The organism is Streptomyces sp. SCPE 10 (genome assembly GCF_051980735.1).
In the GTDB taxonomy this organism is placed as follows: domain Bacteria; phylum Actinomycetota; class Actinomycetes; order Streptomycetales; family Streptomycetaceae; genus Streptomyces; species Streptomyces misionensis.
This window is the reverse complement of sequence record NZ_CP197069.1, coordinates 2,474,732-2,491,033: the sequence shown is the minus strand read 5'-3', so window position 1 is coordinate 2,491,033 and position 16,302 is coordinate 2,474,732. Positions and strand designations below refer to the sequence as shown.

Annotated in this window: 15 protein-coding genes; 8 read left to right on the top strand and 7 right to left on the bottom strand. The window is 73.7% G+C overall.

Annotated features, from left to right (window positions below; translation table 11 throughout):
- Positions 1 to 159: 159 nt before the first annotated feature.
- Together ACSP97_RS11740 and ACSP97_RS11735 are read left to right on the top strand one after the other, a co-directional pair.
- Positions 160 to 741 (top strand): TMEM165/GDT1 family protein, encoded by a 582-nt coding sequence (locus ACSP97_RS11740; RefSeq protein WP_440557416.1) that lies wholly within the window; start codon positions 160 to 162, stop codon positions 739 to 741.
- 170 nt (positions 742 to 911) lie between these two features.
- Positions 912 to 1,580: an HAD-IA family hydrolase gene (locus tag ACSP97_RS11735; protein WP_355144312.1), complete on the top strand. Its 669-nt coding sequence runs from the start codon at positions 912 to 914 to the stop codon at positions 1,578 to 1,580.
- 6 nt (positions 1,581 to 1,586) lie between these two features.
- Here the strand turns inward: ACSP97_RS11735 and ACSP97_RS11730 are convergent, their stop codons facing one another.
- Positions 1,587 to 2,555: a peptidoglycan-binding protein gene (locus tag ACSP97_RS11730; protein WP_440557414.1), complete on the bottom strand. Its 969-nt coding sequence runs from the start codon at positions 2,553 to 2,555 to the stop codon at positions 1,587 to 1,589.
- A gap of 184 nt (positions 2,556 to 2,739) precedes the next feature.
- On the opposite strand from ACSP97_RS11730, the gene ACSP97_RS11725 reads away from it, so the two are divergent.
- Complete coding sequence (locus tag ACSP97_RS11725) at positions 2,740 to 4,779, top strand: MDR family MFS transporter (protein WP_388289485.1); 2,040 nt, start codon at positions 2,740 to 2,742, stop codon at positions 4,777 to 4,779.
- On the opposite strand, the gene ACSP97_RS11720 is transcribed toward ACSP97_RS11725, so the two are convergent.
- Positions 4,772 to 5,269, bottom strand: coding sequence for a GNAT family N-acetyltransferase (locus ACSP97_RS11720; RefSeq protein WP_382072501.1), 498 nt, complete (start codon positions 5,267 to 5,269; stop codon positions 4,772 to 4,774). The genes ACSP97_RS11725 and ACSP97_RS11720 overlap by 8 nt on opposite strands.
- A gap of 138 nt (positions 5,270 to 5,407) precedes the next feature.
- On the opposite strand from ACSP97_RS11720, the gene ACSP97_RS11715 reads away from it, so the two are divergent.
- Together ACSP97_RS11715 and ACSP97_RS11710 are read left to right on the top strand one after the other, a co-directional pair.
- Positions 5,408 to 5,980, top strand: coding sequence for a hypothetical protein (locus ACSP97_RS11715; RefSeq protein ID WP_355144306.1), 573 nt, complete (start codon positions 5,408 to 5,410; stop codon positions 5,978 to 5,980).
- 22 nt (positions 5,981 to 6,002) lie between these two features.
- Positions 6,003 to 6,746, top strand: coding sequence for a hypothetical protein (locus tag ACSP97_RS11710; protein WP_440557412.1), 744 nt, complete (start codon positions 6,003 to 6,005; stop codon positions 6,744 to 6,746).
- 40 nt (positions 6,747 to 6,786) lie between these two features.
- Here ACSP97_RS11710 and ACSP97_RS11705 read toward each other — a convergent pair whose 3' ends face one another.
- Entirely contained in the window at positions 6,787 to 7,209 is a 423-nt protein-coding gene (locus tag ACSP97_RS11705; RefSeq protein ID WP_355144302.1) for a J-domain-containing protein, read from the bottom strand.
- A gap of 100 nt (positions 7,210 to 7,309) precedes the next feature.
- Between ACSP97_RS11705 and ACSP97_RS11700 the strand changes: the two genes are divergently transcribed.
- Positions 7,310 to 7,702, top strand: a complete 393-nt coding sequence (locus tag ACSP97_RS11700; RefSeq protein ID WP_355144300.1) for an FHA domain-containing protein — start codon at positions 7,310 to 7,312, stop codon at positions 7,700 to 7,702.
- Positions 7,703 to 7,711: 9 nt separating this feature from the next.
- On the opposite strand, the gene ACSP97_RS11695 is transcribed toward ACSP97_RS11700, so the two are convergent.
- Entirely contained in the window at positions 7,712 to 8,383 is a 672-nt protein-coding gene (locus ACSP97_RS11695; protein ID WP_355144298.1) for an O-methyltransferase, read from the bottom strand.
- A gap of 95 nt (positions 8,384 to 8,478) precedes the next feature.
- Entirely contained in the window at positions 8,479 to 9,264 is a 786-nt protein-coding gene (locus tag ACSP97_RS11690) for a TetR/AcrR family transcriptional regulator (RefSeq protein ID WP_355528395.1), read from the bottom strand.
- Positions 9,265 to 9,450: 186 nt separating this feature from the next.
- On the opposite strand from ACSP97_RS11690, the gene ACSP97_RS11685 reads away from it, so the two are divergent.
- Positions 9,451 to 11,163 carry an MFS transporter gene (locus ACSP97_RS11685; protein WP_355528397.1) on the top strand — a complete coding sequence of 571 codons (1,713 nt, stop codon included), beginning with the start codon at positions 9,451 to 9,453 and terminating at the stop codon, positions 11,161 to 11,163.
- A gap of 94 nt (positions 11,164 to 11,257) precedes the next feature.
- Here ACSP97_RS11685 and proP read toward each other — a convergent pair whose 3' ends face one another.
- The gene (gene proP, locus ACSP97_RS11680) at positions 11,258 to 12,631 is read right to left on the bottom strand and encodes a glycine betaine/L-proline transporter ProP (protein WP_382072488.1); all 1,374 of its coding nucleotides are present in this window, start codon (positions 12,629 to 12,631) and stop codon (positions 11,258 to 11,260) included.
- 393 nt (positions 12,632 to 13,024) lie between these two features.
- On the opposite strand from proP, the gene ACSP97_RS11675 reads away from it, so the two are divergent.
- Entirely contained in the window at positions 13,025 to 15,079 is a 2,055-nt protein-coding gene (locus ACSP97_RS11675; protein ID WP_440557409.1) for a bifunctional glycosyltransferase 87/phosphatase PAP2 family protein, read from the top strand.
- On the opposite strand, the gene ACSP97_RS11670 is transcribed toward ACSP97_RS11675, so the two are convergent.
- Complete coding sequence (locus tag ACSP97_RS11670) at positions 15,076 to 16,245, bottom strand: steroid 3-ketoacyl-CoA thiolase (RefSeq protein ID WP_358675307.1); 1,170 nt, start codon at positions 16,243 to 16,245, stop codon at positions 15,076 to 15,078. The two genes, ACSP97_RS11675 and ACSP97_RS11670, sit on opposite strands and share 4 nt — an antisense overlap.
- Positions 16,246 to 16,302 lie beyond the last annotated feature (57 nt).

Below are 16,302 nucleotides of genomic sequence, written 5' to 3'. Positions count from 1 at the left end.
GGCGCCCGGAGGCGGCCCTGCGGGTGCCGCCAGCGAGACCTTCGGCAAGCAGTGCATGTCCGCGTCCACCGGCGCGGACGCCGAGTGTGCTGCCGTGCCGAGGTGCCTCGTGTGACGTACCGCACTCTCGGCGGGGTGGCCCCGACCGATTGAGGAACCTTGATCAGCATCACCGTGACGGCGCTCGTCTTCGGCGTCATCTTCCTCGCCGAACTGCCGGACAAGACCGCGCTCGCCGGTCTCGTCCTCGGCACCCGCTACCGGGCGAGCTACGTCTTCGCGGGTGTCGCCGCCGCCTTCCTGGTCCATGTGGTGCTCGCCGTCGCCGCCGGCAGCGTGCTCACCCTGCTGCCCCAGCGCATCGTGCACGCGGTCACCGGACTGCTCTTCCTCGGCGGCGCCGCGATGCTGCTGCTGAGCAAGGGCGAGGAAGAGGAAGAAGTCAAGAAGCTCGCCGACCAGACCTTCTGGAAGGTGGCGGGCACCGGCTTCATGCTCATCCTGGTTGCCGAGTTCGGCGATCTCACCCAGATCATGACCGCCAACCTCGCCGCCCGCTACGACGACCCGATCTCCGTCGGGCTCGGCGCGGTGCTCGGCCTGTGGGCCGTCGCCGGACTCGGCATCGTGGGCGGAAAGGCCCTGATGAAGAAGGTTCCGCTGCGGCTGATCACGCAGATCGCGGCCCTGCTGATGCTGGCCCTCGGCGCCTGGAGCCTGTACGAGGCGGTCGCGGGCTGAGCCGGACGCCGGCGGACGCCCGCCGGGGTGGTGGCGGGAAGGGCCCCGGTTTTGTACCGTGGAGGAACAAAGTGGCTCCCGCCCGTTTTCCCTGACCGGCGGGCGGGGCCGCCTTGTCCCTCCCCCGCGGCCCCTCCGTACGGGGTCTTTCGTCCCTGGAGTCACCGCCGATGACGGCCACCGCAACGCCCACCGTCCTGACCGCCCGCGCCCTGCTGCTGGACATGGACGGCACCCTCGTCAACTCGGACGCCGTCGTGGAGCGCATCTGGCGGCGCTGGGCCGCCCGGCACGGGCTGGACGGCGACGAGGTGCTGAGCGTCGTGCACGGCAGGCAGGGGCACGCCTCCATGGCCGTACTGCTGCCCGACCGGCCGCGGGAGGAGAACCTCGCGGACAACGCGCGCATGCTCGCCGAGGAGACCGCCGACATGGACGGCGTGGTCGAGGTCCCCGGCGCCGCCGCCTTCCTGGCCGCGCTGCGGGACCTGCCGCACGCGCTGGTGACCTCGGCGGACGTCGCCCTGTCCACCGCCCGGATGAACGCGGCCGGGCTGCCGCTGCCCGAGGTCCGGATCACCGCCGAGTCGGTCGGCGCGAGCAAGCCCGACCCCGAGGGCTTCCTCAAGGGCGCCGCCGAGCTGGGCGTCGCGGCGGCCGACTGCGTCGTCTTCGAGGACTCCGGCGCGGGCATCGCGGCGGGGCGCGCGGCCGGCATGACCGTGGTCGGCGTCGGACCCCGCGCGGGCGCGCACGGCCCGGACGTGGTCGTCCCCGACCTCACCCGGGTCCGGGTGGAGGGCCTGCCGGACGGCACGATCCGGCTGCACCTGGGCTGATCCGCCTCAGCGTCCCGACGTCTCCGCCTCCAGGGCGGCCCGGGTCGCCGGCCCGTACACGCCCGCGGGATCGCCCTGCACGCCCCGCGCCAGCTGGTAGGTGCGCACGCCGTTCTCCACCGAGCGGGTGAAGACGCCGTCGAAGGCGCCCTGGTAGAGGTTCAGCTGCCACAGCCGGAACTGGAGGTCCGCGACCCGGGGCCCGACGTCCCCGCGCCGCAGCGCCGGGGCATCGGCCGGGGTGGTGGGCGGGGCGGTCGTCGCCGAAGGGGTGGGAGAGACCGCCCCGGACGGCGCACGGCTCGCGGTCGGCGTCGCGGACGGCGCGGAGGGCGACGGCGAGGACGTGGCGCTCGGCGGCACCGACGGCAGCGGGGAGCGCGCGGCCGACAGGGAGGGCGCGGGGGCGCCGTGGACCGGTGTGTCCGACGGATCCGGCGGGGGCAGGTCCGGGACGCTCTCCCTGATGTCCGGGGCCGCGTCGTCCCGGGACGGCGAGTGGTACGAGAACAGCGCGAAACCCACCGCCGCGACGGCCGCCGCTCCCGTGCCCGCGGCGGCGACCAGCGCCGTACGGCGCAACCGGCGCCGCCCGCCCACCGCTCCCGGCAGCTCGGCCACCGAGGGCTCCGGGGGCGCCGAGGGCTCCCCGCCGTCCGGAGCCACCGGAGCCGTCGGGGACGCGAAGGGCCGCCCGTCCGGCCCGGCCGGTCCGTCCACCGGGCGCGGCGGCAGCGTGGCCACCACGGGCGGCACCGGCCGGGTCGCGTCCGGGTCGTCCGGCCCCACCTCCACGTACGGGCGTATCCGCAGCGGGTCGAAGTCCTCCGCCGCGGCCGCCTCCGCCTCGCGCGTCTCGCGCAGCGCCTCGGCCGCGCGTTCGGCGCAGTCGCAGGACGGGGCGCCCGCCGCGCTCCTCGGCCTGCCGCACTCCGGGCAGGGCGTGCCCCGCTCCCCGGTCGCGTCCCCGCTCACGCTCGTCCCCTCCCCTCGGGACCCCCGGAGGCCCCCCGCCCCGTGAGTCCCGCCTTCCTCCGAAGCTTCAGAGCGTATGCCCATCTCCTCCACATCCCCAGGAGTCGACAGGCCATAAATGGTGACACCGACCAGGATGGAAGAGGCGCACCCCAGCCTCAGGCCCCAGCTCCGGGAGGTCTCCATGGCCCTGGACACGCACGGTGCGGTCAAGGACGTGAGCGGTGACGACCACGTGGCGCGGGGCGTGTTCGTCTCGATCGGCGCCCTGCTGCTCGGGCTGCTGCTCGCCGCACTCGACCAGACCATCGTGTCGACCGCGCTGCCCACCATCGTCAGCGACCTCGGCGGCCTCGAACACCTGTCCTGGGTGGTGACCGCCTATCTGCTGGCCTCCACCGCCGCGACCCCGCTGTGGGGCAAGCTCGGGGACCAGTACGGGCGCAAGAAGCTGTTCCAGACCGCCATCGTGATCTTCCTGGTCGGCTCGGCCCTGTGCGGCATGGCGCAGGACATGCCCCAGCTGATCGGCTTCCGGGCGCTCCAGGGCCTGGGCGGCGGCGGGCTGATGGTGCTGTCGATGGCGATCGTCGGCGACATCGTGCCGCCCCGCGACCGGGGCCGCTACCAGGGCCTGTTCGGCGCCGTGTTCGGGGCGACCAGCGTGCTCGGCCCGCTGCTGGGCGGGCTGTTCACCGAGCACCTGAGCTGGCGCTGGGTGTTCTACGTCAACCTGCCCGTCGGCGTCGTCGCGCTCGCCGTGATCGCCGGCGCGCTGCGCATACCGGTGCGCAGCGCCCGCCACGTCATCGACTACCTGGGCACCTTCCTGATCGCCGCGGTCGCCACCTGCCTCGTCCTCGTCGCCTCGCTCGGCGGCACTACCTGGGCCTGGGCCTCGCCGCAGATCATCGGCCTCGCGGTGCTCGGCGTGCTGCTGGCGCTCGCGTTCGTGGCCGTGGAGCGCCGGGCCGCGGAACCGGTGCTGCCACTCGACCTGTTCCGCATCCGCACCTTCACCCTCGCCGCCGTCATCAGCTTCATCGTCGGCTTCGCCATGTTCGGCGCGATGACCTATCTGCCGACCTTCCTCCAGGTGGTGCACGGCGTCTCCCCGACCGTGTCCGGGGTGTACATGCTGCCGATGGTGGTCGGCCTGCTGCTGTCCTCCACCGTCTCCGGGCAGATCGTCAGCCGCACCGGCCGCTGGAAGGTGTTCCCGGTCGCCGGCACCGCCGTCACCGCCATCGGGCTGCTCCTGCTGCACCGCCTGGACGAGCACAGCGCGACCGCCGAGATGAGCGTCTACTTCTTCGTCTTCGGTCTGGGACTCGGCCTCGTGATGCAGGTCCTGGTGCTCATCGTGCAGAACGCCGTCTCCTACGAGGACCTGGGCGTCGCCACCTCCGGCGCCACCTTCTTCCGCTCCATCGGCGCCTCCTTCGGCGTCGCCATCTTCGGCACGGTCTTCGCGAGCCGCCTCGGCGACAACCTCGCCGCCGCCTTCCGGGGCGTCCAGCTGCCGCCCGGGGTGAACGCCGACGCGCTCGAGTCCGACCCGCGCGGCATCGCCGCCCTGCCGCCCGCGCTGCGCCCCGCCGCGCTGGGCGCCTACGCCTCGTCCATCACCGACGTCTTCCTCTACGCCGCCCCCGTCGCCCTCCTCGGCTTCCTGCTGGCCTGGTTCCTGAAGGAGGACCGGCTGCGCGGCTCGGTCACCGCGCCGGACGTCTCCGAGACCCTCGCGCCCAACCCCGTCGAGCGGTCCTCCTACGACGAGGTCTGCCGCGCCCTGTCCGCGCTGGGCACCCGCGAGGGCCGCCGCGAGGTCTACCGGGACATCACCGAACGGGCCGGGTACGACCTGCTGCCTGCCGCCAGCTGGGTGCTGCTGCGCATCCGCAGGCACGGCTCCGTGGAGCCGGGCGTGCTCGCCGAGCGCAGCCCCGTCCCACTGGAGGCCGTGCTCGCCGCCGCCCGGCAGGTCGAGGAGCGGCGGCTGGCCGAACGCCGGGGCCTGGACCTGTATCTGACCGCGTCCGGCCGCGAGGCCGCCGAGCGGCTCGCCGCCGCCCGCGAGGAGTCGCTGGCCGAACTGCTCGGCGACTGGTGGCAGCCCGGCCGCAGCACCGATCTGACGAAACTGGTCAAGGAGCTGTCCGCCGAACTGTGCGGCGCGGACAGCGAACGCCCGCACACGGCCGGGCGGACCGGGCTCAGCTGACCAGCTCCTTGCGGAACCAGTGCTCCGCGTACGGGTCCTGGTTGTGCGGGCCGGTCTCGGTGTAGCCGAGGCGGGCGTACAGGGCGCGGGCCTCGACCAGATCGTCGCGGGTGTCCAGGACCAGCCGCCGGGCGCCGAGCGCGCGGGCGGCCTCCTCGGCGGCCGCCACCAGCAGCGGGGCGCCGCCCCGGCCACGCAGGCCGGCGTGCACGAACACCCGGGTCAGCTCCGCGGTCTCGGCGTCGAGCAGCCGTACGCCCGCGGTCCCGGCCGCCGTGCCGCCGTACCAGCCCACCAGCAACCGCCCCGTGGGCGGCGCGAGTTCGGCGCCCGTGACGGCCGCGATCTCCCGCTCCAGCTCGGCCGGATCGGTGCGGCGGCCCTCGTACCGCAGATACCAGCGGTCGCTGACCTCGGTGTAGTACGCGCGCCAGAGCGCTGCCGCGACCGGCGAGCCGGGCTCCTGCGGGCTGATCGTCCACGTCGTCATGCGGGTCATTGTGGGGCGCCGTGCCCGGCCGGTCCGAGCGGTTTTCCGGGCCGGGCCGCACCGCCGCCGTTTGTGGGCGGGGTTCCGGGTGACCCGGGAGGAGAGCCGGCCGGCGGGGCCGGACCGACGGAGGAACCAATGTCCACAGGCTTGATCATCTTGCTGGTCGTGATCGTGGCGCTGGTGGTCGTCGCCGCGCTCGTCACCGTGCTGCTCGGCCACCGCGGCGGCGGAAGCGGCCTGAAGCGGCGCTTCGGACCCGAGTACGAGCGGACCGTGGCCGCCCACGGCGGGGACACCAAGGCCGCCGAGCAGGAGCTGAACGAACGCGTCGAACGCCACGGCGACCTGCGCGAACGACCGCTCGACCGGGACGAGCAGGAGCGGTACGCGGCCCGCTGGGCCGGCGTCCAGGAGCACTTCGTGGAGTCCCCGCGGCAGGCGGTGGCCGAGGCCGACCGGCTGCTCGGCGAGGTCGCCGCCGTACGCGGCTACCCGGACGGCGGGCGCTACGACGAGCAGCTGGCCGCGCTGTCCGTGCACCACGCCGAGCACGTCGACGGCTACCGCCGGGTCCACCGGATGGCCCACGCGCAGACGGGCGGCGCCGACACCGAGGAGATGCGCTCCGCCCTCGTCGGGGCCCACGCCCTCTTCGACGACCTGACCCGCGCCGGCAGCGGCGCAACGCCCGGCCGCCACCGGGCCTGACCCAGCAGAAGGGACGAGCACCATGCCGGACAGGATGCGAGGCCCGGGCGACGAGCGGCAGCCCAGCAGCCGCTACGCCCGCCCGCCGGACGACGAGTGGATGCCGGAGGCCGAGAACACCGAGCGGCCGGAGACGGGCGAGCGCCCGACCAGAAGGCCAGGGCCGGCCGAACGGCTGCCCGGGGAGCCGGGCGGCGCACCGCCGCCCCCGCCCGGACCGGCGGCGGACCGGGCACACGGCACGGAAGGGCTGCGCCCCGGCACCGAGGGCCTGGGCACGGCCGAGCGGGACCGCTCCCTGCGCACGGGCGGTGAGTCCGACCTCGGCACGTCCGCGCCGAACGCCCCGATGCCCGACGACGGGCTCGGCGCGCCCGCGCCCGGGGACCTCAGCGCCCGGGAGGCGCGCACCACCGAGGGCACCGCACCGGACGCCTGGCCGAGCGCGCCGGGGACCGCCGAGTCGCCCTCGGGGACGGGCGCCCCGCTGCTGCCGCACGAGGAGAACGAACGCTGGGAGCAGCGGATACGGGAGGTCACGGCCGGTTTCGTGGACCGGCCCCGGGCGGCCGTGGAGGAGGCGGACCGGGCCGTGGAGGAGATCGCCGCCCGGTTCACCGAGGCCGTCACCCGGCGCCGCCGCACCCTGCGCATGTCCTGGGAGGACACCGACGAGCGCGGCTCCGCCGCCGAGACCGACACGGAGCAGCTGCGGCTGGCCCTGCGCGACTACCGCGACCTGGCCGAACGGCTGCTGCACAGCTGACGGCGGGAGCGGGCCGGGCCGGGTCACCGGTCCGGCCCGCTCACCCCTCCGGCTTCCGCACGCCCTCCCTCAGCCGGCGCCACTCGCGTACGACCTCCTCCACGTCGTACGGCTTCCTGCCCAGCGGGGGGCCCGGCGGCGGCTTGAACATCATGTCGCGGATCTTGACGTTGACGTCCTCGATGATCTTCCGGGCGATCCGCTCCGACGGCGCCGCGTACGCCGCCGTCAGCGCGTCCTCCGCCTCCTTGCGCAGCGCCAGCGCGGGCGGCAGCACCGACAGCCCCTCGCGCGCCATCTTCCGCTTGACCCACCACAGTTCGTCGTAGGTGGAGTCGACCTCGGCGGGCAGCGGCTCACCCGCTCCGGACAGCCTCTCGAACTCGCCGCGCGCCTGTGCGTCCCGGATCTGCTTGTCGACCCAGGACTCGAACGGCACGCCGGGTGGCTTGCGCTCGGTCATGGCCTCATTGTGCCGGACGGGGCCCGGCGGGGCGTTCTATCATGCGGCGGCGGCGCACGGCGACCGCCGGGGCGCGCGACGAGGTTCAGGGGGAACGCAGGTGCTCGAACTCACCATGGCCGTCGTCTCGGCGGCCGACGCGGGGGCCACCGCCGGGATGACGATGGCGCAGGCGCCGAGCGAGCCGGGCGCCGTGCTGCGGGTCGGCCGGGACGCGGCCGGGTGCCGGCTGGTCGTGCCCGAGGACTGGCTGTTCGTCTCCCGCGTCCACCTGGAGTTCTCCTGCGGACCCGACGGCACCTGGCGGCTGACCTGGCTGCGCGGCTCGCAGCCCGACCCGGCCGCCGAGGTCCGGCTGACCGCCGGGGGCACCACCCGGCCCCTGGGCTACGGCGCGACCGTGCCGCTGCCGCGCGGCGCGTCCGGCGAGGTCGTCGTGCAGGACCGCGCCGCCCCGCGCAGCGTCAACGTCGGCTTCTTCCACGAGGCGTGAGCGGCCGGGTCAGCCCAGCACCCGGGCGAGGGCGAAGCCGTCGTAGCCCTTGGCGCCGACCGTCTGGATCGCGGTCCCGCTGAGCCTCGGATGGGAGGCGATCAGCTCGATCGCGGTCCGGGTGCCGACCACGTCCGGCTCGGTGCTGTCCGCGTCCGCGACCCGGCCGCCGCGCACCACGTTGTCCAGCACGATCAGGCTGCCCGCGCGGGTGAGCCGCAGCGCCCACTCGACGTAGTGGCCGTTGTTGGCCTTGTCGGCGTCGATGAAGACCAGGTCGAAGGGGGCCGGGTTCTCGTCGGCGAGCTTGGGCAGCGACTCCAGGGCCGGGCCCACCCGCACCTCGGCGATCCGCTCCAGGCCCGCGCGGGCGATGTTGCGGGTGGCCACCTCGGCGTGTCTGGCGCTGTACTCCAGCGACACCAGCCTGCCGTCCTCGGGCAGGGCGCGGGCCAGCCAGATCGTGCTGTAGCCGCCCAGTGTGCCGATCTCCAGCACCGTGCGCGCCCCCTGCACCTGGGCGAGCAGCTGGAGCAGCTTGCCCTGGGCGGCGGTGACCGCGATGGCGGGCAGCCCGGCGGACTCGCTCTCCCGCAGGGCGGCCCGCAGCGCCTCGTCGTCGGGCGAGAGGTTGCTGATGAAGTAGTCGTCGACGTCGTCCCAGAGCTGCTGCCCGCTCATCGCCTGCCGCCTTTCCCGGATGCCTGCTGCCCCTCCGATCATCTCAGCCGAGGGCCGGGGAGGCGGGGAGCGGCCGCGGACACGCGGGGGCGCGGTCAGCGATCGTCGTCACCGGGCGCCGCGTCCGGCAGATAGCTCGCCAGACCGCGCAGGATGATCTCCAGACCGGTGTCGAACCTCTCGTCGGAGGAGCCGGACACCATCAGCCCGGACAGGGCGCGCAGGTTCGGGAAGTCCCCCGCGGGCAGGGAGGCGAAGTAGTCCCGCATCCGGTCGGCCATCTCGTGCCAGTCGGGGCGGGCCAGGGACGCCTCCTCGCCGTCCGCGCGGGCCGCCCGGTCCTGCCACATGCCCTCCTCCAGGACGAACCCGTCGATGTAGGTGGAGATGAGGTCGCCGGCCTCGGCCGCGATGTGGTCGGGCAGCCCGGCGGCGCGGAAGATCGCGAGCAACCCCTCGACATGCGGCAGCAGTTCGGCGGTGAAGGGGACGTGGGCCATGGAGATCCGGGCCATGTCCCGGTGCGACAGCAGGCGCCGGCGCCCGGCGTGCGCGAAGTCCCGCAGCTGCTCCCGCCACCGCTCGGGGTCCGGCTCGGGCAGCTCGAAGCCGTCGAAGAGCCGGGTGTACATCAGCTCCAGCAGGTCGTCCTTGGAGCTGACGTGGGCGTACAGGGCGGAGACGGTCACGCCCAGTTCGGCCGCGACCCGGCGCATCGACAGCCCGTCGAGCCCCTGGTCGTCCAGGACGGTGAAGGCGGCCTCGACGACCCGTTCCCGGGACAGCGGCACGCGCGCGGGGGCGGCCTGGGCGCGAGCGCGGCGCCTGCGGTCCCAGGGGGACGGAGGGGGTGCGGGGGTGCCCGGGGCCGCGTTGCTCATGGTCCCGAGTCTAGGACGCGGGGAGAACGGTGTTCTCCGGTGCGCCGTGGGACCCGCACACACGCCCGCCCGGACGCGATATAGCTTGTCTGTCGCGGATGATTGCGCTATATCTTGATGAACAGCGTTCATATGGTGATCGGCGTTCTGTATGGTGAACACCGTTCTCTTCCCTAGGAGTCTCCCATGTCCGTCACAGGTGTCGCGTCCGACGAGACGCCCACCCATGCGCAGGCGCCCTACCGGTGGCGCTGGGCCGCGCTCTTCGTGATCCTCGCGGCGGAGGTGATGGATCTCCTCGACGCCGTCGTCACGAACATCGCCGGCCCCTCCATGCGGGCCGACCTGGGCGGCGGCGCCTCCACGCTCCAGTGGCTGGCCGCCGCGTACACCCTCTCGATGGCCGTCGGGCTCGTCACCGGAGGCCGGCTCGGCGACATCCACGGACGCCGCCGGATGTTCCTGGTGGGCGCCGCGGGCTTCACCGTCGGCTCCCTGCTGTGCGCGGTGTCCGTGTCGCCGGGGATGCTGATCACCGCGCGCGTCGCCCAGGGGCTGTTCGGCGCCGTGATGCTGCCCCAGGGCCTCGGCATGATCAAGGAGATGTTCCCGCCGAAGGAGTCGCAGAAGGCCTTCGGCATGTTCGGGCCGGTCATGGGGCTGTCCGCGGTGGGCGGGCCGATCCTGGCGGGCTGGCTCGTCGACGCCGACTACTTCGGCACCGGCTGGCGGATGATCTTCCTGATCAACCTGCCGCTGGGCGCCGCCGCCTTCCTCGGCGCCCTGCGCTACCTGCCCCGGGGCCGGTCCGGCAGCCGGCCGGACCTGGACATCCCCGGCATGCTCCTGGTCTCGCTGGCCGCGCTGCTCATCATCTTCCCGCTGGTCCAGGGCCGTGAGTACGGCTGGCCCGTGTGGACCTTCGTGATGATGGCCGCCTCGCTGGCCGTCTTCGCCGCCTTCGCCGCGCACGAGTCGCGCCGCAGCAGGGCCGGCCTCGACCCGCTGGTCGTCCCGAGCCTGTTCCGCAAGCGCGGCTTCAGCGGCGGCATGGCCCTCGGGCTGGTCTTCTTCTCGACCATGCAGGGCTTCATGCTGGTCTTCAACCTCTACACCCAGATCGGCCTCGGCTACTCGCCGCTCAAGGCCGGCCTGGTGATGGTGCCCTGGTCGGGCGGCATGATCGTCGGCTTCGGGATCGCCCAGGGCGTCGCCCGGTTCGGACGCGCCGTGCTCCAGGCGGGCGCGCTGGTGATGGCGCTCGGCGTGTTCGGGGTGTGGCTGACCCTCGACCGGGTCGGCGGCGGCGTCGGCCCCTGGCAGCTGCTGCCCGCCCTGCTCGTCACCGGCATCGGCATGGGCCTGCTCATGGCGCCGTTCTTCGACATCGTGCTCGCGGGTGTCGAGCAGCACGAGACGGGCTCGGCGTCCGGCACCATGACCGCGATGCAGCAGCTCGGCGGCGCCTTCGGCGTGGCCCTGCTCGGCACCGTCTTCTTCGGCCTGCTGGGCGGCGGGATCGCCACCGCCGTCGACCACCACGCGGGCGACCTGCGGCACCGGCTCGCCGCGGTGCGGGTGGCGCCCGCCGCTCAGGACCGGGTCGTGGCCGACCTGCGTGCCTGCGCCTCGGACCGCGCCGTGGCCAAGGACCCGGAGGCGACCCCGGCGTCCTGCGCGCGCCTGGAGAAGGACGCACGGTCCGCCGCCGCCTCGCCCGAGGCCGGCGCCCGGGTCCCGGCCGCCCTGGCGGCCACCACGACCTCGGCCTTCCGCAGCGGGTTCGGCACGGTCATGAAGACGGTGCTGTGGATCGTCGACGGCATGCTCGCGCTCACCTTCCTGCTCGCCTTCCTGCTGCCGCGCCACGCACGGCCGCAGGGGGAGGCGGGCCACTGAGCCCGGCCGCACCGGCACCGGAAGACGGGAACGGCCGGACAGCCCGCGAACGGGGCTGTCCGGCCGTTTCGGTCCCGGCAGGCGGCGCCGGCGGTTACCGCTTCTCGACCGCGGGGGCGGAGCCCGGCAGCGGGCGGCCCGCGGACTCCGACATCCGCCACACCGCGAAGCCGCCCACGACGGCCGCGGCCATCATGTAGTAGGCGGGCATCATCATGTTGCCCGTCGCCCCGATCAGCGCCGTCACCACCAGCGGCGTCGTCCCGCCGAACAGCGACACGGACACGTTGAAGCCGATGGACAGGGACCCGTAGCGCACCCGCGTCGGGAAGAGCGCGGGCAGCGCGGCCGGCATGGCGGCCGTGAAGCAGACCAGCAGCAGGCCCAGCGCGCCCATGCCCAGCGCGACGGCGAGCAGGCTGCCCTGGCGGATCAGGAGCAGGGCCGGGACGGACAGGAAGAGGAAGCCCGCGCACCCGGCGGCGATCACCGGCCGGCGGCCCACCCGGTCGGTCAGCGCACCGGCGAACGGCTGCACGATCATCATCAGCGCCATCACGCCCAGCACCACCAGCAGCCCGTGCGTCTCGTCGTACTTCAGCTCACTGGTCAGATAGCTCGGCATGTACGACAGCAGCATGTAGTCGGTGACGTTGAAGACCAGCACCAGGCCCATGCAGAGCAGCAGCGTCTTCCACTGGCCCGTCACCATCTGCCGCAGCGGCACCTTCGGCCGGGACTTCTCCGCCTTCTCGACCTCCGCCGCGAACGCCGGGGTCTCCTCCAGGCGCATCCGCAGGTACAGGCCGATGATGCCCATCGGGCCCGCGATCAGGAACGGGACGCGCCAGCCCCAGGAGAGCAGGTCGCCGGACGACAGCAGCGCCGTCATCAGCGTGACCAGGCCCGCGCCGCCGATGTAGCCCGCCAGCGTGCCGAACTCCAGCCAGCTGCCGAAGAAGCCGCGCTTCTTGTCGGGGGCGTACTCGGCGATGAAGGTGGAGGCGCCCGCGTACTCGCCGCCGGTGGAGAAGCCCTGCACCAGGCGGGCGGCCAGGAGCAGCAGGGGCGCGCCGACGCCGATCGAGGCGTACGAGGGGATCAGACCGATCGCGAACGTGCCGACCGCCATCATGATCATGGTGAGCGCGAGGACCTTCTGCCGGCCCACACGGTCGCCGAGCGGGCCGAAGACCATGCCGCCGAGCGGGCGGACCAGGAACGCCGCCGCGAAGGCGCCGAACGTCGACAGCAGCTGGGCGGTCGGGTTACCGGACGGGAAGAAGACCTTGCCCAGGGTGACCGCGATGTAGCTGTAGACACCGAAGTCGAACCATTCCATCGCGTTGCCCAGCGCGGCCGCCTTGACGGCGCGCCTGACGAGCGCGGGATCGGTGACGGTGACATCGCGCAAGGCGGCGGTCTCGCGGCCCTTGACGTGCGGGGTGACGGCTGTGACGGTCGCCAAAACGGGGCTCGCCTACCTTTCGACGGGGACAGGGACCCGACCCGGACGGCGGCGGTGACGTGCGACGGGCCGAAAATCGACCATAGGCACGGAATCGGCCGTTACGTCCCGTACGCATATGAGTGCGCAGGGCAGCCAAAGGGCGCCTGTACAGGCACGTCTGCCCGCTCGCGCGCCGGTGTACCGGCCGCCGGCTGTGATGCTTCTCGCGCCCCAAAGGCGCAACCGGAGGCCCCGGGCACTATCGTCATCCGGACAAAAGGACGGGGAACGCCAGGTGATCCGGGGGTTGCCTGCGTCCCTGTTCAGGGGGTCTGCGAGCCTCGTAGAGTTTCGCGGAACGATCCGGCGCGCACCGCGCCGGGGACGGACGGGGCGGGAGGCCGACGAGGCGTGGCGAACGTGGAGCACAGCGGGGGACCGGGGGACGGTCTCGGCACGGCTGACGCGGAGGGACGGCTGCGCGCGGCGCGGTTCGCGCTGTGGGCGGTGGCCGCCGTCCTCGCGGTCCGGCAGGTGGCCACCGTCCTGACCAGCCCGAGCGGCAAACGCCTCACCGACCTGGAGACCTGGGTCGGCCCGAACGGCGTCCTGCACGTCAAGGGCTCCCTCTACGACTCCACGCAGTTCACCGGCACCCCCTTCGCCGGGCTCGTGCTCAAGCCGCTCACCCGCGCCGCCGAGGCCGCCCTCGGCTGGGGCTGGACCTTCGGCAGCCTGCTGCTGGTCGTCGCGCTCGGTCTGATCGCCGCCCGCGCGCTGCCCCAGCCGGTCGGCCGCCGCACCTCCCTGCTGGCCGCGCCGGTCGCGATCAGCCTGCTCATGGTCTCGCTGCCGGTCCGCAACGCCCTGTGGCTCGGCCAGACCAGCATCCTGCCGGTGCTGTTGGTGCTGGCCGGCTGCTTCGCCGTGCGCGGGCAGCGGGCCAGCGGGGTGTGCATCGGCCTGGCGGCGGCCCTCCAGCCCACCGTGCTGCTCTTCATCCCCCTGCTGTGGTTCACCGACCGCCGCCGGGCCGCGCTGACCGGCACCGGCACCTTCGCCGCGCTGACCGCGCTCGCCTGGGCGGCGCTGCCGCACGACTCGGTCACCTACTGGCTGCGCCACCCGGCCGGAGTGGGCCTCGGCGGCAAGGCCGACGCCCTCGGCAACCAGTCCCTGCACGGCGCCCTGCTCCGCCTCGGCCTCACCGGCCCCCTGGAGATCACGCTCTTCCTGCTGCTCGGCGCGGCCGTCGCGGTCCTCGCCCTGCGCCGCGCGGTGCGCTACGCGCACGACGGGCAGCTGCTGCTCGCCGTGGCCGTCACCGGCTGCGCCGCGGTGGCCGTGTCGCCCACCACCTGGCAGCACCAGCTGCTGTGGCTGCTGCTCGCGGTGGTCGGACGGGTCGGGCGCCGGGCCTCCGACCGCAGCGTGTGGCCGGTGGCGGTGGTGCTGGTGACCACCCTGCCGGCGAAGATGATGCTGCCGAACACCCCGGCGCTGTACGCCCTGCGCGACGACCTGGTGCTGGTCGCGGCCCTGGCCGCCGCCGTCGCCGTACCGTTCCTGTCCCGCACCTCGCCGTACTACCAGTCCCCCGTCCCCACCGAGTACGCCCCCGCGGTCCCCGCCCGCTGGAAGCACGTACCGCTGCTGCCGTTCCTGCGCCGGGTCCTCACCCGCCCCAACCTGCTGTTGGAACTGCTGCTGATCCGGGTCGTGTACGCCGCCTACGCGAAGGTCCGGCTGGCCGCGGGTGCCGGCGGGGACGACCGGGGCCGGGACGCCGCCGAACACCACGGGCGGATCGTCGTCGACATCGAGCGGTTCCTGCACATAGACATCGAGCACTGGCTCAACCACACGGTCGCGGGGATCGGCTGGCTGCGCGGCTTCTTCGACTTCTACTACGAGTCGTTCCACTTCGTGCTGCCGCTCGCCGTGCTCGCGGTCCTGTACTGGCGCCGCCCGGTGGACTACCGCTGGGCCCGCACCTCCCTCGGCTTCGCCACCTTCCTCGCCCTGATCGGCTTCTGGCTCTTCCCGCTGGCCCCGCCGCGGCTGATGCCGGGGCTCGGCTTCATCGACACCGTGCACGGCACCCAGGACCTCGCCCACCCCGACTACGGGGCGATGACCGCGCTCACCAACCAGTACGCGGCGATGCCGTCGCTGCACTTCGGCTGGTCCCTGTGGTGCGGCATGGTGATCGTGATCCTGGCGCCCAGGTGGTGGATGAAGGCCCTCGGCCTCCTGCACCCCTTCTTCACCGTCTCGGCCATCCTCGCCACCGCCAACCACTGGGTGCTGGACGCGGTGGGCGGCGCCGTGGTGGTCACCGCCGGCTTCGGGCTGTCGTACCTGGTGCAGGGGCCGCGGGTGCGCACCGTGCTCCAGGCCGCCCACGCCGGGGAGCGGAAGACGGGAGCGGTGGCCGTCGGCAACCTGCCCGGACAGGGCACCTAGAGCCGCTGGAGGATCGTCCCCGTGGCCAGGCCGCCGCCCGCGGACATGGTGACGAGCGCGAACTCCTGGTCCGTGCGCTCCAGTTCGTGCAGGGCGGTGGTGATCAGCCGGGCGCCGGTCGCGCCCACCGGGTGGCCGAGGGCGATCGCGCCGCCGTTGACGTTGACCTTGCCCAGGTCCTGCTCGAAGACCCGGGTCCAGCTGAGCACCACCGAGGCGAAGGCCTCGTTGATCTCCACGAGGTCGATGTCCTTCAGCGACATCCCCGCCTTGCCCAGCACCGCGCGCGTCGCGTCGACCGGGCCGTCCAGATGGAAGTGCGGGTCGGCGCCGACCAGCGCCTGGGCGACGATCCGCGCCCGCGGCCGCAGCCTCAGCGCGCGGGCCATCCGCTTGGACGCCCACATGATCGCGGCCGAGCCGTCGGAGATCTGCGCGGAGCTGCCCGCGGTGTGCACGGCCCTCGGCATCACCGGTCTCAGGTCCGCCAGCGCCTCCATGGACGTGTCGCGCGGCCCCTCGTCCTTCTCGACCAGCCGCCACATGCCCTGCCCCGCGTACTGCTCCTGCTCGGTGGTGGGCACCTGGACGGCGAAGGTCTCCCGCTTGAAGCGTTCCTCGGCCCAGGCGCGGGCGGCCCGTTCCTGCGAGAGGACGCCGAGCGCGTCGACGTCCTGCCGGGTCAGCCCGCGGTGCCGGGCGATGCGCTCCGCCGCCTCGAACTGGTTGGGCAGGTCCACGTTCCACTCGTCGGGGAGCGGCTTGCCGGGGCCGTGCCTGGAGCCGGAGCCGAGCGGGACGCGGGACATGGCCTCGACACCGCAGCTGATGCCGACGTCGATGACGCCCGCCGCGATCATGTTGGCCACCATGTGCGCGGCCTGCTGGGAGGAGCCGCACTGGCAGTCCACGGTCGTCGCGGCGGTCTCGTACGGCAGGCCCACGGCCAGCCAGGCGGTGCGCGCGGGGTTCATGGACTGCTCGCCGGCGTGGGTCACCGTGCCGCCGACGATCTGCTCGACCGCGTCGGCGGGCAGGCCGGTGCGGCCGAGGAGTTCGTGGTAGGTCTCGCCCAGGAGGTGGGCGGGGTGCAGGCCGGCGAGCGCGCCGCCGCGCTTGCCGATCGGGGTGCGGACGGCTTCGACGATCACGGGTTCGGCGGCCATGCGTGCGGGTCCTCTCCGGGAGGGCTCTCCTCAGAACGAGAACGCGTACTGGTGCTG